The following is a 19,487-nucleotide window of genomic DNA, read 5'->3' on the forward strand; positions in this document are numbered from 1 at the left end:
AGTACCTGAGACGGACCTGCGGGAACCCTTCTCACTGGGGACGACCGCGACAGCGTCCTGCGCCTACGGTTCTGTACGTGACCGAGACGACCCAGATGCCGACTCCGCAGCCGGAGGACGAGGCCAAGCCGCGCAGCCCGGAGTTCCGGCTGGCCGCGGACGCCCTGCACGGGCTGCGACAGGACCTCTTCCACAACGCCTTCGCCTACCGTCCGCTGCACCGCATGCGCGTGGACGGCCCACTGACCCGGCGCCTGCCCGACCGCATGCGGGAGTACGCGGCCTGGACACCGCACGCCGTGATCGCCGCGGCGGCGCTGCTCACCATGGCCATCGCCGGCGTCGACAACAACGGCCCGGCCCTGCTGCTCGTTCCGCTCTGCGTGATCCCCGTCCTGCTGACGATGATGCGGCCCGTCGGGGCGTTCTGGCTGTCCATGGCCGCCACCCCCGTCGTCTCCTTGCTCGGCGGAAGCTGGGGCGACTGGCCGTGGATGCCCGGCGCGTTCGCCTGCCATCTGACGGTGCTGACGGTCGTGGCCGTGCGCACCAGGCCGCGTACGGCGGCGTGGATGTGGGCACTGACGGCGGTGTACGGCCTCGTGCTGGAGGCCGGATTCGGCGCCGACTACTACTACGGCACGAACACCGCTCCCATGCTGGTCTTCTCCGCGATGATCCTGCTCTGCGTCGCCGTCTGGCACATACGCCGCGAGGCGAAGCAGGAGGTCACCGCCCAGCGGACCGAGACCGCGCAGGAGCGCTCCCGGCGCACGCTGCTGGAGGAGCGCACCACGATCGCCCGCGAGCTGCACGACGTGGTGGCCCACCACATGTCGGTCGTCGCCATCCAGGCGGAGGCCGCCCCCTACCGGGTGGAGAACCCGCCGCCGGAGCTGGAGCGGGCCTTCGCCACCATCCGGGAGAACGCGGTGGCGGCCCTCACCGAACTGCGCCGCGTCCTGGGCGTCGTCCGCGCCGAGGACTACGAGGCCCCGGACGCCCCGCAGCCCACCCTGGGCGACCTGGACGCCCTGCTGGCGAATGTGCGGGACGCCGGGCTGACCGTCGAGAAGGCGGTGACCGGCGCGGCGCGCGAGCTGCCGCCCGGGGTGGAGCTGTCGGCGTACCGGATCGTGCAGGAGGCACTGAGCAACAGCCTGCGCCACGCGCCCGGCGCGAGCGCCCGCGTCGAGATCGGGTACGTCCTCGGCGGCCTGGGCCTGCGCATAGTCAACGGCCCGCCGCCCGCCCCGGCCCTGATCAAGCCCTCGCCCGGTGCGGGGCACGGCATCACGGGCATGCGGGAGCGCGTCTCCATGCTGAACGGCGAGATGACGGCGGGCCGGACGGATGACGGCGGCTATGAGGTGACGGTGTTCCTGCCGGTCACCACGACGGCAGAGGACGGCTCATGACGATCCGTGTGCTCGTCGCGGACGACCAGATGATGGTGCGCGAGGGCTTCTCGGTCCTGCTGAACGCGATGCCGGACATCGAGGTCGTGGGTGAGGCCGTCAACGGCCGCGAGGCGGTGGAACGGGTGCGGGAACTCGGCCCCGACGTGGTGCTGATGGACATCCGCATGCCGGAGCTGAACGGCATCGAGGCGACCCGGGAGATCGTCGCGGCCGACGGCGCGGCGAAGGTGCTGGTGCTCACCACCTTCGACCTCGACGAGTACGTGTACCAGGCGCTGCGCGCGGGAGCCTCCGGCTTCCTGCTGAAGGACGCCTCGGCACGCCAGCTCGCCGACGGCGTACGGGTGGTCGCGGCCGGCGAGGCGCTGCTCGCCCCCTCGGTCACGAAGCGGCTGATCACGGAGTTCTCGAAGCTGTCCGACGGCCCGCGCCTGATGTCCTCCGCGCACGCGGCGTACGGGGAGCTGACCGAGCGGGAGACGGAGGTGCTGGTGCTGATCGCGCAGGGCCTGTCGAACGCGGAGATCGCCGAGCGGCTGGTGGTGGCCGAGTCGACGATCAAGACCCACGTCAGCCGGATCCTGGTGAAGCTGGGCCTGCGGGACCGTACGCAGGCGGCGGTGTTCGCCTACGAGGCGCGGTTGGTCACGCCGGGCTGAGGCGCCGGGGCTACCGTGAGGGGATGGAACAGCGCATCACCCTGATCACGCTGGGAGTCTCCGATCTCGCCCGGGCCAAGGCCTTCTACGAGGCCCTGGGCTGGCGGGGGCAGGAGGTCGAGGAGACCGTCTTCTTCCAGGCGGGCGGCCTGGGACTGGTCCTGTGGGGCCGGGAGAAGCTGGCGCGGGACTGCGGTCTGGAGCTCGGGGCGGGGGGCGGTTTCGGGGGGATCGTCCTCGCGCACAACGTCCGGTCGGAGGCGGAGGTCGACGCGCTGCTCGCGGCGGTGGAAGGGGCCGGTGGCACCGTGACCAAGCCCGCTGCGGTCAACGCCGTCGGGTTCTACTCCAGCGCCTTCGTCGACCCCGACGGGCACGCCTGGGAGGTCGCCCACAACCCCGGGTTCCCGCTCGCCGAGGACGGCTCGGTCACCCTTCCCGACTTCGGCGCGGCCTAGGCCCCTGGTCAGGGAGGGGGACGGCGGTCTAACGTCCGTGCATGGCAGCTCGTTGCGACCTCGCTTTCGACCCCTGGGACCCGGCGTTCCTCGCCGACCCGTACCCCGCCTACGCCGAACTGCGTGCCCGGGGCCGGGCGCACTTCTTCGAGCCCACGAACCAGTGGCTGGTGCCGCACCACGCGGACGTCTCGGTGCTGCTGCGGGACCGGAGGCTGGGGCGGACGTACCAGCACCGTTTCACGCATGAGGAGTTCGGGCGGACGGCGCCGCCGCCGGAGCACGAGCCGTTCCACGTCCTCAACGATCACGGGATGCTCGACCTGGAGCCGCCGGACCACACGCGGATCCGGCGGCTGGTGTCGAAGGCGTTCACGCCGCGCACCGTGGAGCGGCTGAAGCCGTATGTGCGGGGGCTGGCCGGGGACCTGGTGTCGGCGCTGGTCGGGAAGGGCGGCGGCGACCTGCTGACGGACGTGGCGGAGCCGTTGCCCGTCGCGGTGATCGCCGAGATGCTGGGCATCCCGGAGTCGGACCGGGCCCAGCTGCGGCCCTGGTCGGCGGACATCTGCGGGATGTACGAGCTGAACCCGTCGCAGGAGACGGCGACGAAGGCGGTGCGCGCGTCGGTCGAGTTCTCGGACTACCTGCGGGAGCTGATCGCGGCCCGCCGCGCGGAACCGGGCGAGGACCTGATCTCGGGCCTGATCGCGGCGTACGACGAGGGCGACCGGCTCACCGAGCAGGAGATGATCTCCACGGCCGTCCTGCTCCTCAACGCCGGCCACGAGGCCACCGTGAACGCCACGGTCAACGGCTGGTGGGCGCTGTTCCGCAACCCGGACCAGCTGGCGGCCCTGCGCGCCGACCACTCCCTGATCCCCTCGGCGATCGAGGAGCTGATGCGCTACGACACCCCGCTCCAGCTGTTCGAACGCTGGGTCCTGGACGAGATCGAGATCGCCGGCACGACGATCCCGCGCGGCGCGGAGATCGCCATGCTGTTCGGCTCCGCCAACCATGACCCGGAGGTCTTCGACACCCCCGACCGCCTGGACCTCACCCGCAAGGAGAACCCGCACATCTCCTTCAGCGCCGGCATCCACTACTGCATCGGGGCTCCGCTGGCCCGGATCGAGCTCGCGGCGTCGATGGCGGCGCTGCTGGAGAAGGCGCCGACGCTGCGGTTGGCGGCGGAGCCGGAGCGGAAGCCGAACTTTGTGATCCGGGGGTTGGAGGGGTTGCGCGTCGAGGTGGGGTGATCACTCGTTCGAATGATCGCTGAGCGAATCCCGATCGATGGTCGTCGGCGGCTCGTCAAGCTGGTGCCTGCCTGCGAAGGGAGGCACCATGACGGTTATGGCAGAGCGTGCGTCAGATCAGATGTCGGTGGACGTGTTCGAGCGGATCGCCGAATTCGCTGCCCGTGAGGACGAGACCGTCAGCTTCGAGTTCATCGGCGGACGGATCGAGGTCAAGAAAGTGGCGGACGCCAGGCATGGCGAGATCGCGATGTGGCTGGTCTTCGAGTGCAAGCGGGCCCGGCCCGAACTCACGCTCTACGTAGCGAACCAAGGGCTGAAGGTGGAGGCATACCGGAAGGGTCGCGCGCTGCCTGACGCCGTGCTTGCACCTGTGGGCTACTTCAACCGCGAAGGCGACTGGACCGACCCCGACGGCGTGCTGATGGCCGTAGAGATCACGTCGTACGACTCGGACACCCACAAACGCGACCGCGTGGACAAGCCCCGGGCGTACGCTGAGGCGGGCATCCCGGTCTATCTGCTGATCGACCGGGAGAACCTCTCGGTCCTTGTGCACAGCAACCCGAACCCGGAGTTCGGCTACCAGGACATCCACGTGGCCAGGCTCGGCGACAAGTTTGCTCTCCCTGATCCGGTCGGCATCGAACTCGACACCGAGGAATTGAAGCAGTACGTCGACTGAACCCGTCAGGTCGTCATGTCCCGGCGGCGCAGGCCGGTCAGCCCCACCGCGACCAGTGCCGCCGCCAGCCCCAACAGGACCAGCACCGCCCCCCACTCCATCCCTCCGCCCGGCAGCTTCGGCAGATGCCCGAACGGCGACAGATCCAGCACCGCCTGTGGAACATCGAGGGCGGGCCCCACCCACCCGATCAGCAGCACCGCCCCGGCGACACCCCACGCGGCAAGAGCCGCCCGCGGCAGCACCCCGTACAGCAGTACCGCCAACCCGCCGACGACCCACACCGCCGGCAGCTGCACCAGGCAGGCACCCAGGATCGGACCCACCTGCTTGCCGTAACCGGCCGCGAAACCCAGCCCCGCGAGCAGCATGATCAGGGCTGACCCGGCGAAGGCGATCACCAGATGGCCCGCGGCCCAGCGCAGTCGGCCGACCGCGTTGGCCAGGACCGGTTCGGCCCGCATCGAGGTCTCCTCGCCGTGCAGCCGCAGCACCGACGCCACGACGTACAGCGCGGCGATCAGGCCCAGCATCCCGACCATCGACGCCAGGAACGCGTCCGTCAGACCCGACTGCCCGCCCATCCGCTGGAAGACCTCCCGCGCGTTGTCGTTGTCGCCGACCAGGTCGGCCACCCCGTCGGTCAGCCCGCCGTAGACGACCCCGGCGAGGAAGAAACCGATGCTCCAGCCGAGCAAGCCGCCGCGCTGCAGCCGCCAGGCCAGCGCGCCCGCCGTACCGAGGCGGCCCTCGGCGGGGCCCGGCCGGGCGGGCAGGAAGCTCATGCCGACGTCCCGGCGCCCGGCGAGTGCGTACGCCACCACGCCCTGGACCCCAGCCGCCGCCGCGAACAGCAGCAGCACCCACCACCGCTCGTCCGCGAAGGCACGCAGGTTCTCCAGCCAGCCCAGCGGCGACACCCACGTCAGCACCGAGGAACCGTCGTCCGACGCCGAGTCGCCCGCCGCGCGCAGCACGAACGCGGCGCCCAGCAGCCCCGCCGTCAGCCCTCGCGCCAGCCGCGCGCTCTGAGTGAACTGGGCGACGATCGCCGCCAGCGTGGCGAAGACCATGCCGACTCCGGCGAGCCCGAGCCCGAGGGCCAGCGCCCCGGCGGCGCCCTGACCGGCGAGTCCGGCCGCCACCAGCAGGGCCAGTACGGCGTTCGTGACCGCCGCCGTCAGCAGCGCCGCCGTCAGGGAGGCCCTGCGCCCCACCACCCCGGATGCCACCAGTTCCTGGCGGCCGCTCTCCTCCTCTTCCCGGGTGTGCCGTACGACGAGGAGGAGGCTGACCACGGCCGCGAGCGCGCCCGCGTACACGCCGACGCGCCAGGCCGTCAGGGCGCCGATCGAGTCGTCGAAGACCGGGCCGATCAGCGCGCGGAAGGAGGCGTTGGTCGCGGTGTCCCGCACCAGGTCGGCGCGTTCGGCCGGGGTGGCGTACAGGTTCTCCAGCGTGTTCGGCATGGAGAGGATCATGAGCGCGTTCACCGCCACCCAGACCGGGATCATCACCCGGTCGCGGCGCAGCGCGAAGCGCAACAGCGTTCCGGTGCCCGCCAGTCGGCGCGAGCCCGTCGGCCGTACCGCGAGAGCCGTGGCGGTCATCGGGCCACCTCGTTCAGGTCCGCCTGGTAGTGCCGCAGGAACAGCTCCTCCAGGGTCGGCGGCGTCGACGTCAGCGACCGCACCCCGGAGTCGCTGAGCGAGCGCAGGACGGCGTCGAGTCGGTCGGTGTCGACCTGGAGCCGGACCCGACGGCCCCGCACGTCGAGGTCGTGGACGCCGGGCAGCTGCGACAACCCGTTGGGCGGGCCCGCCAGTTCGGCCGTGACGCTGGTCCGCGTCAGATGGCGCAGGTCGGCGAGCGAACCGCTCTCGACCGTACGGCCCTTGCGGATGATGCTGACCCGGTCGCAGAGCTCCTCGACCTCGCTGAGGATGTGCGAGGACAACAGGACCGTCCGGCCCCGCTCCCGCTCCTCCGCCACACAGCGCTGGAAGACCTCCTCCATCAGCGGGTCCAGGCCCGAGGTCGGCTCGTCCAGGATGAGCAGGTCCACGTCCGAGGCGAACGCGGCGACCAGGGCGACCTTCTGCCGGTTGCCCTTGGAGTACGTGCGGCCCTTCTTCGTCGGGTCCAGCTCGAACCGCTCGATCAGCTCGGCGCGGCGTTTTTTGTCCAGGCCGCCGCGCAGCCTGCCGTACAGGTCGATGACCTCGCCGCCGGAGAGGTTGCGCCACAGGGTGACGTCGCCGGGGACGTAGGCGATCCGGCGGTGCACCTCCACCGCGTCGGCCCAGGGGTCGCGGCCGAGCACCCGCGCGCCGCCGGAGTCGGCGCGCAGCAGGCCGAGCAGGACCCGGATGGTGGTGGACTTGCCGGCGCCGTTGGGACCGAGGAAGCCGTGGACCTCACCGGTCTCGACGTGCAGGTCGAGACCGTCGAGCGCGTGCGTCCCGCCGAACGACTTGTGGAGTGCGGACACCTCGATGGCGGTGTTTGCCTTCGTCATGCTTCAGAACGTACGCTTCTTTCAGAAATTTGTGAAGTTAAGGAAGCGTATAAAGTCCCGATAGGATGGCGGCATGACGGAATCAGCCGGGGCCGACCGGGACACGGAGGCCGTGTCCGCGTTCGTGGAGTCCTTCGCGGCGCAGCTCGTCGAGGCCGGGATGCAGCGCATGGCCGCCCGGGTCTTCGCCGCGCTGCTCGCCTCCGACAAGGGTGTGCTGACCTCCGCCGAACTGAGCGAACAGCTGCGGATCAGCCCCGCGGCGGTCTCCGGCGCGGTGCGCTACCTGGCCCAGACGCACATGGTGTCGCGCGAGCGCGAGCCCGGCTCGCGCCGCGAGCGCTACCGGGTGCACGGCGACCAGTGGTACGAGGCCCTGACCAACCGCGAAGCCGTCCTCAAGCGGTGGGAGACCGCCCTGCGCGAGGGCGTCCACAGCCTGGGCCCCGACACCCCGGCGGGCCGCCGCCTGGCCGAGACGCTCGCCTTCTTCGAGTTCATCGAGACTGAGGTCGCGGCCATGATGGAGCGCTGGCGGGAGCACCGCGAGAAGACCTTCGGGCAGGGCTGATCTCCGACTTGGGAGATCGACCGCGCGGGCGTAGCGGAGTCGCTACGCTGAGTTGTGGCTGGTCTGCATCAAGGGGAGGGCGCATCATGACGTTGATGACTGAGCGACCGACGATAAGCGGCACCGAGCCCAACGGCTACGAGGAACTGCTGGACGTCCTCGATGAGCTGAACCTGCGGGACGGCTTCAAGGCCGAGATCATCACGGGAAACATCGTCGTGTCGCCGTGGTCGAAGGGCTACTACCACCGCGTGATGCTTCTGGTGTGCAAACAGTTGGAGCCGTACCTTCCCGAAGGGTACGTGCTCGACCGGACGCCGACGCTGTATGTCTTCCCGGGGGACGCGTGCGCGTACGGGCCGGACATTCATGCTGTGCATGAGCGGGCCTTCGAAACGGAGAGCAACCGCTTGGACGGTGAGGCCCTGTGCTTCGTCGCGGAGCTGACTTCTCCCTCCACTCGGAAAGACGACCTGACCGGCAAGGTCGAGGTCTACGCCAAAGCCGGCGTTCCCGTTTACCTGCTTCTCGACATGCAGGAGGAACAGGCCACCGTCTACGGGTCCCCGACACCAACGGGATACAAGGTCCACATCAGCAAGCCGTTCGGCGAGAAGCTCCCCATCCCGGACCCCTTCGGCTGCCCCCTGGACACGTCCGAGTTCCATCGGCCCAAGAAGAAGGACGATGCCTGACTCAGGACCCCGGCACCACAAGCCCCCAAGCCCCCTCCCGAACCACCCACGTCCGCGTCCTCACCGGCCCCGACACCTCGCCATCCGCCCGGTACCGGAAGTGCGCCCCCGACACGGTCACCGTTCGCCCCTCGGCCCGCAGCGGTGCGGCCTCCGCCCCCACCGAGGCCGGCCGTACCTCCACCTCGGCCACACCGGCGATCCCCGGCGTCACCGACACCGCCTCCACCGGCTGGTCGAGGTCCACCAGCGTCGCCCCGTCGACCTCGATCCGCAGCCGCGCCGGCCCGGAACCAGCGGGGGACACGCCCCGCGCCGGCACCAGGGTCCGCACGAGCGACTGGCACGTCCGCAGCCACGGCCGCCCGGCAGCCGCGCCCATCGCGGTCGCCCCGGCCGGCTCGGCGTCGAAGTCGGGTATCGGCGGGATCCGCAGCGCGCCCAGCACGACCCCGTCGCTGTCGTCCACGAGCAGATCCAGCCGCCGCTCCGCCCCCTCCAGCACCGCCCGGGCCGCCGCCACCGCCCCCGTCGGCACCCCGAGGGATTCGGCCAGCGACAGCGCGGCGCCGACCGGCACCACTGACAGCACGCATTCGGCCAGCTCCCGCTGCCGGTGCAGCAGGGTCACCGCACGGGTCAGCGCCCGGTCGTCGCCCACGACCACGGGCCGCCGCGAGCCCCTGCGGGTCAGCGCGCGGGCGAACTCGTCCGGATCGTCCGGCAGACACACCTTCGTCGCCGCACCCGCGCTGAGCACGTCTTTCGCGATCCTGACGGACTCCCCGTCCGTCCTGCGAGCGATCGGATCGATCACCACGAGCAGCTGATCGGACGTCGCGAAAGTCGCCACCTCGGCCATGCCTCGCTTCCTCGGGTAGCATCTTTGTGCAAGAGCCCCTTGCGCTATTGCGCCAGGGGCTTCGTCTATTCCGGGGCCATCCGGTCCGACGGTGCGCGGCCAACGACGGTCGCGGCCGATCGTGGTGTACACGGTGGAGACCCTCCGTGTACACCCCTGACCTTGGACATGCCCCGCCCGGAAGGGGTGTACGCGCGTGCCCGCACTTGTGCTGCTCGGTGCTCAGTGGGGTGACGAAGGCAAGGGAAAGGCGACGGACCTGCTAGGCGGCTCCGTCGACTACGTGGTGCGTTACCAAGGTGGTAACAACGCCGGCCACACGGTCGTCGTGGGTGATCAGAAGTACGCCCTGCACCTGCTCCCTTCCGGAATCCTCTCGCCGGGGTGCACCCCGGTCATCGGCAACGGCGTCGTCGTCGACCCGTCGGTCCTGCTCTCCGAGCTGAGCGGTCTGAACGAGCGCGGCGTCGACACGTCCAAGCTCCTCATCAGCGGAAACGCTCACATCATCACGCCGTACAACGTGACGGTCGACAAGGTGACGGAGCGCTTCCTCGGCAAGCGGAAGATCGGCACCACCGGTCGCGGGATCGGCCCGACCTACGCCGACAAGATCAACCGCGTCGGCATCCGCGTGCAGGACCTCTACGACGAGTCGATCCTGACCCAGAAGGTCGAGGCGGCCCTCGACGTCAAGAACCAGATCCTCACCAAGCTCTACAACCGCCGCGCGATCGCCGTCGAGCAGGTCGTCGAGGAGCTGCTGGGCTACGCCGCGAAGATCGAGCCGTACGTCGCCGACACCGTCCTGGTCCTCAACCAGGCGCTGGAGGACGACAAGGTGGTCCTCTTCGAGGGCGGCCAGGGCACCCTCCTGGACATCGACCACGGCACGTACCCCTTCGTCACGTCGTCCAACCCGACGGCGGGCGGTGCCTGCACGGGCGCGGGCGTGGGCCCGACGAAGATCAGCCGTGTGATCGGCATCCTCAAGGCGTACACGACCCGCGTCGGCGCCGGCCCGTTCCCGACGGAGCTGTTCGACGAGGACGGCGAGGCGCTGCGCCGCATCGGCGGCGAGCGGGGCGTGACGACCGGCCGTGACCGCCGCTGCGGCTGGTTCGACGCCGTGATCGCCCGCTACGCGACCCGTGTGAACGGCCTGACCGACTTCTTCCTCACCAAGCTGGACGTCCTGACCGGCTGGGAGCAGATCCCGGTCTGTGTGGCGTACGAGATCGACGGCAAGCGCGTCGAGGAACTCCCGTACTCCCAGACCGACTTCCACCACGCGAAGCCGGTCTACGAGATGCTGCCCGGCTGGTCCGAGGACATCTCGAAGGCCAAGTCGTTCTCCGACCTCCCGAAGAACGCCCAGGCCTACGTCAAGGCGCTGGAGGAGATGTCCGGCGCGCCGATCTCCGCGATCGGCGTGGGCCCGGGCCGGGACGAGACGATCGAGATCAACTCGTTCCTGTAGTCCTGTAGTCCTGTAGTCCTGTAGTCCTGTAGTCCTGTGTCCTTGAGACCTGTAGTCCTTGGGACTTTCAGTCCTTGACTCTGGTCAGTTCGAAAAGCTGCGCCGTGCCCGACTCCTGGGCGCGGCGCAGCTCAGCATGCGCACCTGGGTCGTGTAAAGCGCCGCGGACCACCAGTACAAGCCGGCCCCCCAGATCGCCAGCGCCCATCCGAATATGCTCGCGAAGTGAGCCGCCGCATCTCCCCCGTCGGCCAGGAGGAGCAGGGGGAATGCGTACATGAGATTGAAGGTGGCCGCTTTCCCGATGAAATTCACCTTGAGGGGGCCGTATCCGATCCTCCGCAGGGTGGCGATGTTGAGGGTCATGAATACGTCACGGGCGAGAAGCAGGGCCAGGAACCACCCGGGGACGATATCCCGCAAGACCAGTGCCAGCAGCGTGGCAATCGTGTACAGCCGGTCGGCCGCGGGATCCAGGATCTGACCGAGGCGGGTTATCTGGTTCCAGCGGCGAGCCAGTTTTCCGTCGAGATAATCGGTGACGCCGCTGACCACCAGCAGAGCGATCGCCCATCCGTCGAGACTCGGGTTGCCGAAGTAGGGCTGCAGAACGAGCCACAAAAACACCGGAACTCCGGCGACACGCAGGGCGCTCAAAGCATTCGGGATCGTCAGCACCTTGTCGAGGCGATCCTCTTCCACTTTCCCTGCCTCCAGCCGGGCGCCCAAAAAGTCGAGAATTTCGATCACGAAAAAGATAGACAGCAGCTGATCTTATCAGAGCCCTTACGCCATTCGAGATCGTGCGGTGCGCGCTCTATCGGAGCGGAACCCCGAAGCAGGTGAGTGCCCTTTTCTTCGAGCTGGGCGCCGCAGGTCAGCTGAAGACGATCATCGACCCCTGCGCCAGACTCCGCGTCGCCGCCGCGTGCAGGCCCAGCCACACGTGCCGTTCACGGGCGAAGGGGCTCGGGTCGTACGGGGCGGCGACGGCCGGTTCCTCCAGGGCCGTGGGGCCCTGCGGGGGCTGGGGGGCCGCCGGGGGGTTGGCCGGGTCGATGCCGATCACCGGGGCCACGAACTCCAGCTCCCGCAGGAGTGACTGGGAGGAGCCGAGCGGGCCGCCGCCCGCCAGGAGCTCGTCGCTCGAAAGCGGGTTCGGGAAGTCGACGGGGACATAGGCGCCCGCGTGGTCGTAGTGCCAGACCAGGTGCGACTGCTGGGCTGTCGTCTCGAACATCTCCAGGAGCTGTTCGTAGTCGCCGCCCAGTTCGTCGACCGGGGTGACCGGGAGCCCGCAGACCTGGAGCAGGTAGGAGCGGCGCAGGAAGTGCAGCGCGTCGTAGTCGAAGCCGGCGACCGGGGCGACGTCACCGGACAGGCCCGGCATGTACTGGTACACCGGCACCGGCGGCAGCCCGGCCTCGGCGAGCACCTTGTTGTATTGCGCGAGTTCCTCGGCGAACGGGTTGTCAGGCGTGTGGCACAACACGTCGACGAGCGGTACCAGCCACAGGTCACAGGCCAAAAGAGGGCTCCTCACACAGCGGTCGCACGGCGTGGCTAAGGCGTAGCACAGTGGTCAGGGAAGGGTAATCGGTGCGGCTCGGGGGCGGACCCCTCGTGCGGGATCCTCGTGCGGAGCCCTCGTGCGGGCCCCTGGCGCAGGTTCCTCACGCGGGCTCTCCTGCGAGTCCCCGCTCGTGCAGGTCCCATACCCACACGCGGTCCACCCACGCGGTCCACCCCACGCGGTCCACCCCACGCGGTCCACCGACCTCCCCGGACCGCCCACCGGCTTCTCGCCCGCGCGGACGCACGGCTTCTACGCGGCGTGGGCCGGCCGGCGTTCGTGGCTCATCCGGACGCCAGCCGCTCGATCAGGGCGAGGGAGTCGGCGTCGTAGGCGGCGATGATCGAGCGGGCGGTGGCCAGGTCGCGGCGCATCAGGGCGTCGACCAGCTCGGTGTGCCGGGACCACAGGTGGCCGCGCAGGTCGTCGAGGCGGCGCAGGTGCTGGACCGCGCAGACCCAGGACTGCACGCGCAGCCGGTGCAGGAAGTCGGCGAGGTAGGGATTGCCGAAGAGGGTGCCGAGCTCGCGCCAGAAGCGCAGGTCGTAGCCGATGAGCACGGTGAGGTCACCGGCGGTGGCGGCGCGCTGCGCCTCCTCGGCGCGGCGGCGTACGCCGACGACGGCGGCGAGGACGCGCGGGTCGTCGGGGTCCCGTTTGCCCGCGGGGTCGGTCGCGAGGACCTGGAACATGCCGTCGGTGACCAGGCCGCGTGCCTCGACGATGCCGCGGAAGTCCTCGACGGAGTACTCGTGCACCCGGAACCCGCGATGCTGGTCGGCCTCCAGCAGCCCCTGCGCGGAGAGATCGACGAGCGCCTCGCGCACGGGCGTCGCGGAGACGCCGTACTGCTCGGCGATCTCCTTGACGGTGAACTCCCGACCCGCCTGCAGTCTCCCGGCCAGCACCTCGTCCCGCAGCGCGTCCGCGAGCTGTTGCCGCAGGGTGCTCCGCGTCACGGAGCCGTTGCTGCCGGTGCCGGGCATGGTCAGGGCGTCTCCCGTCGTGGCGATGAGGGCGATGAGGTGGCGTGCGCGTATATGTCTACGGGCACGCCACCTTACGCGTTCGCCCTCCGCGGGAGATTCCCACGGCGAACGGGGACTTTCGCCGCCCGGGCGCCTACTCGGTGTACTCGTCGGCCACGGAGAGCGCGGCGTCGAGCACGGCCAGGCCCTCCTTCAGCTCGGCCTCGCTCACGTTGCACGGCGGGACGACATGCGTGCGGTTCATGTTCACGAACGGCCACACACCCCCCGCCTTCATGGCGGAGCCGAACGCGGCCATGGGGGCGTTCGCCTCGCCGGCCGCGTTGTACGGCACCAGCGGCTCGCGGGTCTCCCGGTTCTTCACCAGCTCGACGGCCCAGAACATGCCGACACCGCGCACCTCACCGACGCTCGGGTGCCGCTCGGCCAGTTCGCGCAGCGCCGGCCCGACCACGTCGGCGCCCAGCCGGGCGGCGTTCTCGACGATGCCCTCCTCGGCCATGACGTTGATCGTCGCGACGGCGGCCGCACAGGCCAGCGGATGCCCCGAGTACGTCAGACCGCCCGGGTACGGCCGCTTGCCGAACGTCTCGGCGACCGCCCCGGAGATGGCCACCCCGCCCAGCGGCACATACCCGGAGTTCACGCCCTTGGCGAAGGTCATCAGGTCCGGCGTCACGTCGTACAGATCCGCCGCGAACCACTCACCGGTCCGTCCGAACCCCGCCATCACCTCGTCCAGGACGAAGACGATCCCGTACTTGTCGCAGATCTCGCGCACGCCCGCCAGATAGCCGGTCGGCGGCAGCATGATGCCCGCCGTCCCCGGAATCGTCTCCAGGATGATCGCGGCGACGGTCGACGGACCCTCGAAGGCGATCGTCGTCTCCAGGTGCTCCAGCGCCCGCGCGCACTCCTGCTCGTCGGTCTCGGCGTAGAAACGGGACCGGTAGCGGAAGGGCGCCCAGAAGTGCACGACCCCGGCCGTGGCGCTGTCGGAGGCCCAGCGGCGCGGGTCGCCCGTGATGTTCACGGCCTGCTGGGTACCGCCGTGGTACGAGCGGTACGCCGCCAGCACCTTCGGCCGCCCGGTGTGCAGCCGCGCCATCCGTACGGCGTGCTCCACGGCGTCCGCGCCGCCGTTGGTGAAGAAGATCTTGTCCAGGTCGCCCGGCGTCCGCTCGGCGATCAGCCGGGCCGCCTCGGACCGGGCCTCGACGGCGAAGGCGGGCGCGAAGGTGGTCAGGTGTGCGGCCTGCTCCTGTATCGCGGCGACGACCTTCGGGTGCTGGTAGCCGACGTTCGTGTAGACGAGCCCGCTGGTGAAGTCCAGGTAGCGCCTGCCGTCGTAGTCCCAGAAGTACGACCCCTCGGCGCCGGCGACGGCGAGCGGATCGATGAGCTCCTGCGCGGACCAGGAGTGGAACACATGCGCGCGGTCCGCGGCCTTCACGGCGGCGCCGGCCTCGGGATTCGGATGAGGGGTCATGCGACCGAGCGTAAGCAGCGGCGGTACGGAGCTGCTATCGGCGTCCTGTCTGCGGTCCGGGGGTTTCCGCGACAGGTTGTCGACGAGGACGATTGACAGCTAGCTGTCGTCATGACAGGATACTGTCGTATCGCAGGTCCCAGGAGGAGCCATGAGCAGCAGCACCGGCACCAACCGCAAGCCCGTGTACCTCGCCGTCTACGACACTCTGGCCGACTGGGAGCCGGGCCACGCCACCGCCCAGCTCGCCCGCGCCGGGTACGAGGTCCGCACCGTCGGCCCGACCCGCGAGCCCGTCCGCACCGTCGGCGGCCTGCGTATCCAGCCCGACCTGGCCCTGGCGGACGTACGGCCGCCCGACGCGTCCCTGCTGATCCTCCCGGGCGCCGACCTCTGGACCGAGACATCGGCCGCTACCGCGGCGGGCGGCGACGACCTCGCCCCCTTCGCCCGCACGGCCCGCGCCTTCCTGGACGCGGGAGTTCCGGTCGCCGCGATCTGCGGAGCGACGGCCGGGCTGGCCCGCGAGGGCCTGCTCGACGACCGGGACCACACCAGCGCGGTCTCCTTCTATCTGGCCGCGACCGGGTACGGCGGCGGCGAACGGTACGTCGAGGCCGACGCCGTCACCGACAGGGGCCTCGTCACCGCCGGCCCCACCGAACCCGTCGCCTTCGCCCGGGAGATCCTGCGGCTTCTGAAGGTGTACGACGACGAGGCCGTGGACGCCTGGTACCGCCTGTTCCACCACTCCGACGCGGAGGCGTACGCCGTGCTGGAGAAGGCCGGTGTCCTGTGAGCCGGGAGCGTCAGGACCTGCTCAGCCGCAGCGCGCTCGGTGTCTTCCGGCTCAACGGCCAGTTTCTCGGGGTCGCCGAGGAACTGGCCCGGCCGTCCGGGCTGACGGCGGCGTGGTGGCAGGTCCTGGGCGCGGTGCTCGGCGAACCCCTCCCCGTCTCCGGCATCGCCCGCGCCATGGGCATCACCCGGCAGAGCGTGCAGCGCATCGCCGACCTGCTGGTGACGAAGGGCCTCGCCGAGTACCGGCCCAATCCGGCCCACCGCCGCGCCAAGCTCCTCGCGCCGACGGAGGAGGGACGGGCGGCGGTCTCCAGGATCGACCCCGGACACGCGGCCTTCGCGGACCGGCTGGCGGAAGCGTTCGGGGAGGCGGAACTCGCCGACGCCGTACGGGTTCTGGAACGGTTGTCGAAGGTGCTCGACCAGATCGCCGTTCCTGTTACGGAACCGTAGACACCGCCCCGCTCACCTCCCCATTTCGCCGCACTATCGTGGGGCCGTTGCGTAGGCGGGGGTTTGCGTAGGCGGGGTTGGGGGGCGCGCGATGGAGAAGCTCGGGCCGGGGGATCCACAGCAGATCGGGGTCTATCGGCTGCTGGCGCGGCTGGGCGCGGGCGGCATGGGGAACGTGTATCTCGCCCGGTCCGACCGCGGCCGCACCGTCGCCGTCAAGCTCGTACGGCGGGAGCTGGCCGCGCAGGAGGAGTTCCGGGCCCGGTTCCGGCAGGAGGTGCAGGCCGCGCGGCAGGTCGGCGGGTACTGGACCGCGCCGGTGCTCGACGCGGACACCGAGGCCGCGGTGCCCTGGGTCGCCACCGGCTACGTCGCCGGGCCCAGCCTCCAGCAGGTCGTCGGGCACGACCACGGGGCGCTGCCCGAGCGGTCGGTGCGGATCCTGGCGGCCGGGCTGGCGCATGCGCTCAAGGACATCCATGCCGCGGGCATGGTGCACCGGGACCTGAAACCGTCGAACGTCCTGGTCACCATCGACGGACCCCGTGTCATCGACTTCGGTATCGCCCGCGCGCTGGAAACGGTCGGCGAGAGCGGGCTCACCCGCACGGGCGCGCTCGTCGGGTCGCCGGGGTTCATGGCGCCCGAGCAGGTCCGCGGCGACCGGATCACCCCTGCCTGCGACGTGTTCTGCCTGGGCTCGGTGCTCGCGTACGCCGCGACCGGCAAGCTGCCCTTCGGCTCCGTCGACAGCGGCGCGCACGCCGTGATGTTCCGCATCGCCCAGGAGGAACCCGATCTGGAGGGGGTGCCCGAGGGGATCGCCGAGCTGGTCCACGACTGCCTGCGCAAGGACCCGAGGGCCAGGCCGACCCTGGACCGGGTCCTGGAGCGTACGGGCGCCGAGGACACCGTCTGCGACGGGCGGTCCCGGGATCCGTGGCTGCCGAGCGCGTTGGTGGCCCAACTGGGGCGGCACGCGGTGCGGTTGCTGGACACGGAGGATCCGGTGGGCCCGGAGGAGGCCGGCGCGGCGGAGACGGGCTCCGCGGAGCCGACTCCGGCGGCCTCACCCGAGCACGCGCCGGCCGCCGCCGCGACACCGCCGGACCAACTCCCCACGGTGTCCGCCACGCAGAGCGGCCCGCCCGCACCCCCGCCGTCAGGCCCCTCGCCCCACCCGGCGTACGGCTCCCCGCAGCAGCACCCGCAACAGCCGGCGTACGGCTACCCGCCCGGGGACCCGAACTCCCGTTATGGGCAAGGGGCTTCCTACGGTCCAGCTCCGTCGTACGGCCCAGGTCCGTCATACGGCCCGGGCCCCTCGTACGGCCCCACCCCACCCCACGACCCGCCCCTGCACTACCTCCTCCCCACCGCCCCACCCGAACCGCCTGCCCGGAGCGGCCGTTCCACCGCGGCCCTCGTCCTCGTCGCGCTGGTCGTCGCGCTCGCGGCCGGTGGCTCGGTGTACGCCCTCATGAACGGCGGCGGTGACGACCGGCCCGGCGGCGACCCGACCACCTCCCCGACCGTCACGAGCACCACCGGCCCCTCGCCGTCCCAGCCGACGCCGTCCCCGACCACGTCGGCACCGACGAACGGTGTGATCCCGGCGGAGTACCTGGGCACCTGGACGGCCTCGATCGACAACGCCTCCGGCGAGAACACCCGCCGACTGACCATCCGGCAGGGCGAGATGGGCGACACGGTCCTCTCCCTCGTCGCCGACGGCCCTGCCGGCGCCGGCACCTATCACTGCGTGGTCGAGGCGCGACTGGCCGAAGAACCGGGCGCGGAGGGCCCGTTGGAGGTCGGCCCGTCCATCGTGACGTCCGGCGAGCCGGCGACGGCCTGCTCGCCGGGGGCCGCCACCGAGATCACGCTGCTGCCGGACGGCCGCCTGGAACGCGTGAACCCGAGCAGCGGGGAGAAGCTCACGTACACCCGCCAGTGATCCCAGCCCGTCCGGCGTTTGAGGGCGAGGCCCGTTCAGGGCCGAAAGCGGGGGGTCTGAGGGCCGCAGGCCCCCAGGGAGCGGCGGGGTCGAAGGGGCAGCGCCCCTTCAGGATGGGGCGGGCAGGGGCGGGCAGGGGCGGCGGGGGCGAGAAAAGCCCCCAGGTCACCGTGGCTCCGGCGGCCGCTGCCGAGGCATGTTCGGCCTCGTCCCGTTCGCCGGCGGCACCGAAAGCCGCCCCGTCCCCACCCCCGCGTCCTGGCGGGCCCCGGCGGCCATCGCCGACTGGATCCCCATGGGCGCGGACCCCGTCCGGAACTCCACCATCCAGTCCGCCGTCTCCGCCCGCACCAGCTCCGTCACGTCCTCCGAGAACCGCCGCAACACCCCCAGGCACCGCTCCGCCGCCTCACTCGCCGTCCCCTCGGCCGGCCCCAGCACCTCCCGCACACTCTCCGTCGCCCAGTCGAACTGCAGCACCTGAAGCCGCCGCTGCACCGCCTGAGCCGTGGCCACGTCCCTTATCCACCCGGACGTCACCCCGAAGAACCGGTCGATCGCCACACACGCCACCGCCAGCAGCAACGCCAGAAACCCCCACGGCGCCGCCCCGCTCACCACCCCCGTCCCGTCCAGCAGTGGCAGCGCCGCCCCCACGACCGCCCCGGCCGCCGCCCCGCACCGCAACGCCCGCGCCCCCCGCCGCTTCCACACCCGGTCCGCGAGATACCACGTGGCCGTGTCCAGCGCCCCCCGCTCCACCCACCGGTACAGCTCGTGCAACCGCGCCGCCGGCTCTCCCCAGTCGCCGAGCGGAAACGCCCGCCCCGTCAGATCGCCCGGCCGCAGTCCGGCCGCCCCTTCGCCGCCCCGCCCGTCCTTCGGCGACCTGTCGGGCTGCATCTCCGGCTGACCCACCCGGCACTCCCTACTGATCACGGTGCGTGACCCCACGTACGAGCCGGGTAGGACCCCCACCGCGCACGCGACGTCACGCAACACCTGAGGCTGACGCGCCGGACCCTTCCTACCGCCCAATGGGTGGCGAAGAGATGCCTTTCGCCACTTTTCCGCCCGGAAGTGGGTCTTGATCAGGTATAGGACTCCAGTTCCTCTCACTCGAAAGAGTGCTGGGGCGACGGCTGCCCGGAACACGTAGGCTCGTGCTGAACGGGAAACAGACACAAGGAGCTGATCGTGATCCCCGGTGGTGGCCAGCCCAACATGCAGCAGTTGCTCCAGCAGGCCCAGAAGATGCAGCAGGATCTGGCGCGGGCGCAGGAGGAACTGGCGCAGACGGAGGTCGAGGGCCAGGCGGGCGGCGGCCTGGTGAAGGCGACGGTGACGGGCGCCGGCGAGCTCAGGGCGCTGCGGATCGACCCGAAGGCGGTGGACCCGGAGGACACCGAGACCCTCGCCGACCTGGTGGTCGCGGCCGTACAGGCGGCCAACGACAACGCGCAGAATCTCCAGCAGCAGAAGCTGGGCCCGCTGGCCCAGGGCCTGGGCGGCGGCAGCGGCATCCCCGGTCTGCCGTTCTGACGTCACGGGCGTTCCCCGGTCTGTCTTTCTAAGACGGGCCGCGGCCAACTACCGTACGTACCGTAAGGAACC

General features: G+C 70.8%; 20 protein-coding genes. 12 read left to right on the forward strand and 8 right to left on the reverse strand.

Annotation, left to right across the window (positions count from 1 at the left end; genetic code table 11):
• The first annotated feature begins 95 nt into the window (after positions 1–95).
• The 5 genes from ABZ078_RS31995 (at position 96) to ABZ078_RS32015 (ending at position 4,485) form a co-directional block, all read left to right on the forward strand.
• On the forward strand, positions 96–1,418 hold the full coding sequence (locus tag ABZ078_RS31995; protein WP_356581128.1) for a sensor histidine kinase: 1,323 nt from the start codon (positions 96–98) through the stop codon (positions 1,416–1,418).
• Complete coding sequence (locus ABZ078_RS32000) at positions 1,415–2,080, forward strand: response regulator transcription factor (RefSeq protein WP_356581059.1); 666 nt, start codon at positions 1,415–1,417, stop codon at positions 2,078–2,080. Before ABZ078_RS31995 ends, ABZ078_RS32000 begins: the two co-directional genes overlap by 4 nt.
• 23 nt (positions 2,081–2,103) lie before the next feature.
• A complete protein-coding gene (locus ABZ078_RS32005) occupies positions 2,104–2,538 on the forward strand; it encodes a VOC family protein (RefSeq protein ID WP_356581061.1) in 435 nt (144 codons plus the stop codon).
• A gap of 41 nt (positions 2,539–2,579) precedes the next feature.
• Entirely contained in the window at positions 2,580–3,800 is a 1,221-nt protein-coding gene (locus tag ABZ078_RS32010; protein WP_356581063.1) for a cytochrome P450, read from the forward strand.
• A gap of 88 nt (positions 3,801–3,888) precedes the next feature.
• A complete protein-coding gene (locus ABZ078_RS32015; protein WP_356581065.1) occupies positions 3,889–4,485 on the forward strand; it encodes a Uma2 family endonuclease in 597 nt (198 codons plus the stop codon).
• A gap of 5 nt (positions 4,486–4,490) precedes the next feature.
• Here ABZ078_RS32015 and ABZ078_RS32020 read toward each other — a convergent pair whose 3' ends face one another.
• Both ABZ078_RS32020 and ABZ078_RS32025 read right to left on the reverse strand, forming a co-directional pair.
• A complete protein-coding gene (locus tag ABZ078_RS32020; protein WP_356581067.1) occupies positions 4,491–6,095 on the reverse strand; it encodes an ABC transporter permease in 1,605 nt (534 codons plus the stop codon).
• Positions 6,092–7,003, reverse strand: a complete 912-nt coding sequence (locus ABZ078_RS32025) for an ABC transporter ATP-binding protein (protein ID WP_356581069.1) — start codon at positions 7,001–7,003, stop codon at positions 6,092–6,094. Before ABZ078_RS32025 ends, ABZ078_RS32020 begins: the two co-directional genes overlap by 4 nt.
• A 73-nt stretch (positions 7,004–7,076) precedes the next feature.
• Between ABZ078_RS32025 and ABZ078_RS32030 the strand changes: the two genes are divergently transcribed.
• Both ABZ078_RS32030 and ABZ078_RS32035 read left to right on the forward strand, forming a co-directional pair.
• Positions 7,077–7,574, forward strand: a complete 498-nt coding sequence (locus ABZ078_RS32030; RefSeq protein ID WP_356581071.1) for a MarR family transcriptional regulator — start codon at positions 7,077–7,079, stop codon at positions 7,572–7,574.
• A gap of 86 nt (positions 7,575–7,660) precedes the next feature.
• Positions 7,661–8,269 (forward strand): Uma2 family endonuclease, encoded by a 609-nt coding sequence (locus tag ABZ078_RS32035; protein ID WP_356581073.1) that lies wholly within the window; start codon positions 7,661–7,663, stop codon positions 8,267–8,269.
• A 1-nt stretch (position 8,270) separates the two neighbouring features.
• Here ABZ078_RS32035 and ABZ078_RS32040 read toward each other — a convergent pair whose 3' ends face one another.
• Positions 8,271–9,131, reverse strand: coding sequence for a diacylglycerol kinase family protein (locus ABZ078_RS32040; RefSeq protein ID WP_356581075.1), 861 nt, complete (start codon positions 9,129–9,131; stop codon positions 8,271–8,273).
• Positions 9,132–9,327: 196 nt separating this feature from the next.
• Between ABZ078_RS32040 and ABZ078_RS32045 the strand changes: the two genes are divergently transcribed.
• Positions 9,328–10,611 (forward strand): adenylosuccinate synthase, encoded by a 1,284-nt coding sequence (locus ABZ078_RS32045; protein WP_037887231.1) that lies wholly within the window; start codon positions 9,328–9,330, stop codon positions 10,609–10,611.
• An 84-nt stretch (positions 10,612–10,695) separates the two neighbouring features.
• Here ABZ078_RS32045 and ABZ078_RS32050 read toward each other — a convergent pair whose 3' ends face one another.
• From ABZ078_RS32050 to ABZ078_RS32065, 4 genes are all read right to left on the reverse strand, one after another.
• Positions 10,696–11,352, reverse strand: a complete 657-nt coding sequence (locus tag ABZ078_RS32050) for a CDP-alcohol phosphatidyltransferase family protein (RefSeq protein WP_356581130.1) — start codon at positions 11,350–11,352, stop codon at positions 10,696–10,698.
• Positions 11,353–11,488: 136 nt separating this feature from the next.
• Positions 11,489–12,139 (reverse strand): hypothetical protein, encoded by a 651-nt coding sequence (locus tag ABZ078_RS32055; protein WP_356581077.1) that lies wholly within the window; start codon positions 12,137–12,139, stop codon positions 11,489–11,491.
• Positions 12,140–12,468: 329 nt separating this feature from the next.
• Entirely contained in the window at positions 12,469–13,170 is a 702-nt protein-coding gene (locus ABZ078_RS32060) for a GntR family transcriptional regulator (RefSeq protein ID WP_356581079.1), read from the reverse strand.
• Positions 13,171–13,306: 136 nt separating this feature from the next.
• The gene (locus tag ABZ078_RS32065) at positions 13,307–14,662 is read right to left on the reverse strand and encodes an aspartate aminotransferase family protein (RefSeq protein ID WP_356581081.1); all 1,356 of its coding nucleotides are present in this window, start codon (positions 14,660–14,662) and stop codon (positions 13,307–13,309) included.
• Between the two features lie 151 nt (positions 14,663–14,813).
• Between ABZ078_RS32065 and ABZ078_RS32070 the strand changes: the two genes are divergently transcribed.
• The 3 genes from ABZ078_RS32070 (at position 14,814) to ABZ078_RS32080 (ending at position 17,873) form a co-directional block, all read left to right on the forward strand.
• Complete coding sequence (locus ABZ078_RS32070; protein WP_356581083.1) at positions 14,814–15,461, forward strand: type 1 glutamine amidotransferase family protein; 648 nt, start codon at positions 14,814–14,816, stop codon at positions 15,459–15,461.
• Positions 15,458–15,916, forward strand: coding sequence for a MarR family transcriptional regulator (locus ABZ078_RS32075; RefSeq protein ID WP_356581085.1), 459 nt, complete (start codon positions 15,458–15,460; stop codon positions 15,914–15,916). The genes ABZ078_RS32070 and ABZ078_RS32075 overlap by 4 nt, the downstream gene beginning before the upstream one ends.
• A 91-nt stretch (positions 15,917–16,007) precedes the next feature.
• Positions 16,008–17,873 (forward strand): serine/threonine-protein kinase, encoded by a 1,866-nt coding sequence (locus ABZ078_RS32080; protein ID WP_356581087.1) that lies wholly within the window; start codon positions 16,008–16,010, stop codon positions 17,871–17,873.
• Between the two features lie 165 nt (positions 17,874–18,038).
• Here ABZ078_RS32080 and ABZ078_RS32085 read toward each other — a convergent pair whose 3' ends face one another.
• Positions 18,039–18,791, reverse strand: a complete 753-nt coding sequence (locus ABZ078_RS32085) for an SLATT domain-containing protein (protein ID WP_356581089.1) — start codon at positions 18,789–18,791, stop codon at positions 18,039–18,041.
• Between the two features lie 279 nt (positions 18,792–19,070).
• On the opposite strand from ABZ078_RS32085, the gene ABZ078_RS32090 reads away from it, so the two are divergent.
• A complete protein-coding gene (locus tag ABZ078_RS32090; protein WP_356581091.1) occupies positions 19,071–19,415 on the forward strand; it encodes a YbaB/EbfC family nucleoid-associated protein in 345 nt (114 codons plus the stop codon).
• Positions 19,416–19,487: the final 72 nt, after the last annotated feature.

The organism is Streptomyces sp. NPDC006385 (genome assembly GCF_040612485.1).
Classification (GTDB): domain Bacteria; phylum Actinomycetota; class Actinomycetes; order Streptomycetales; family Streptomycetaceae; genus Streptomyces.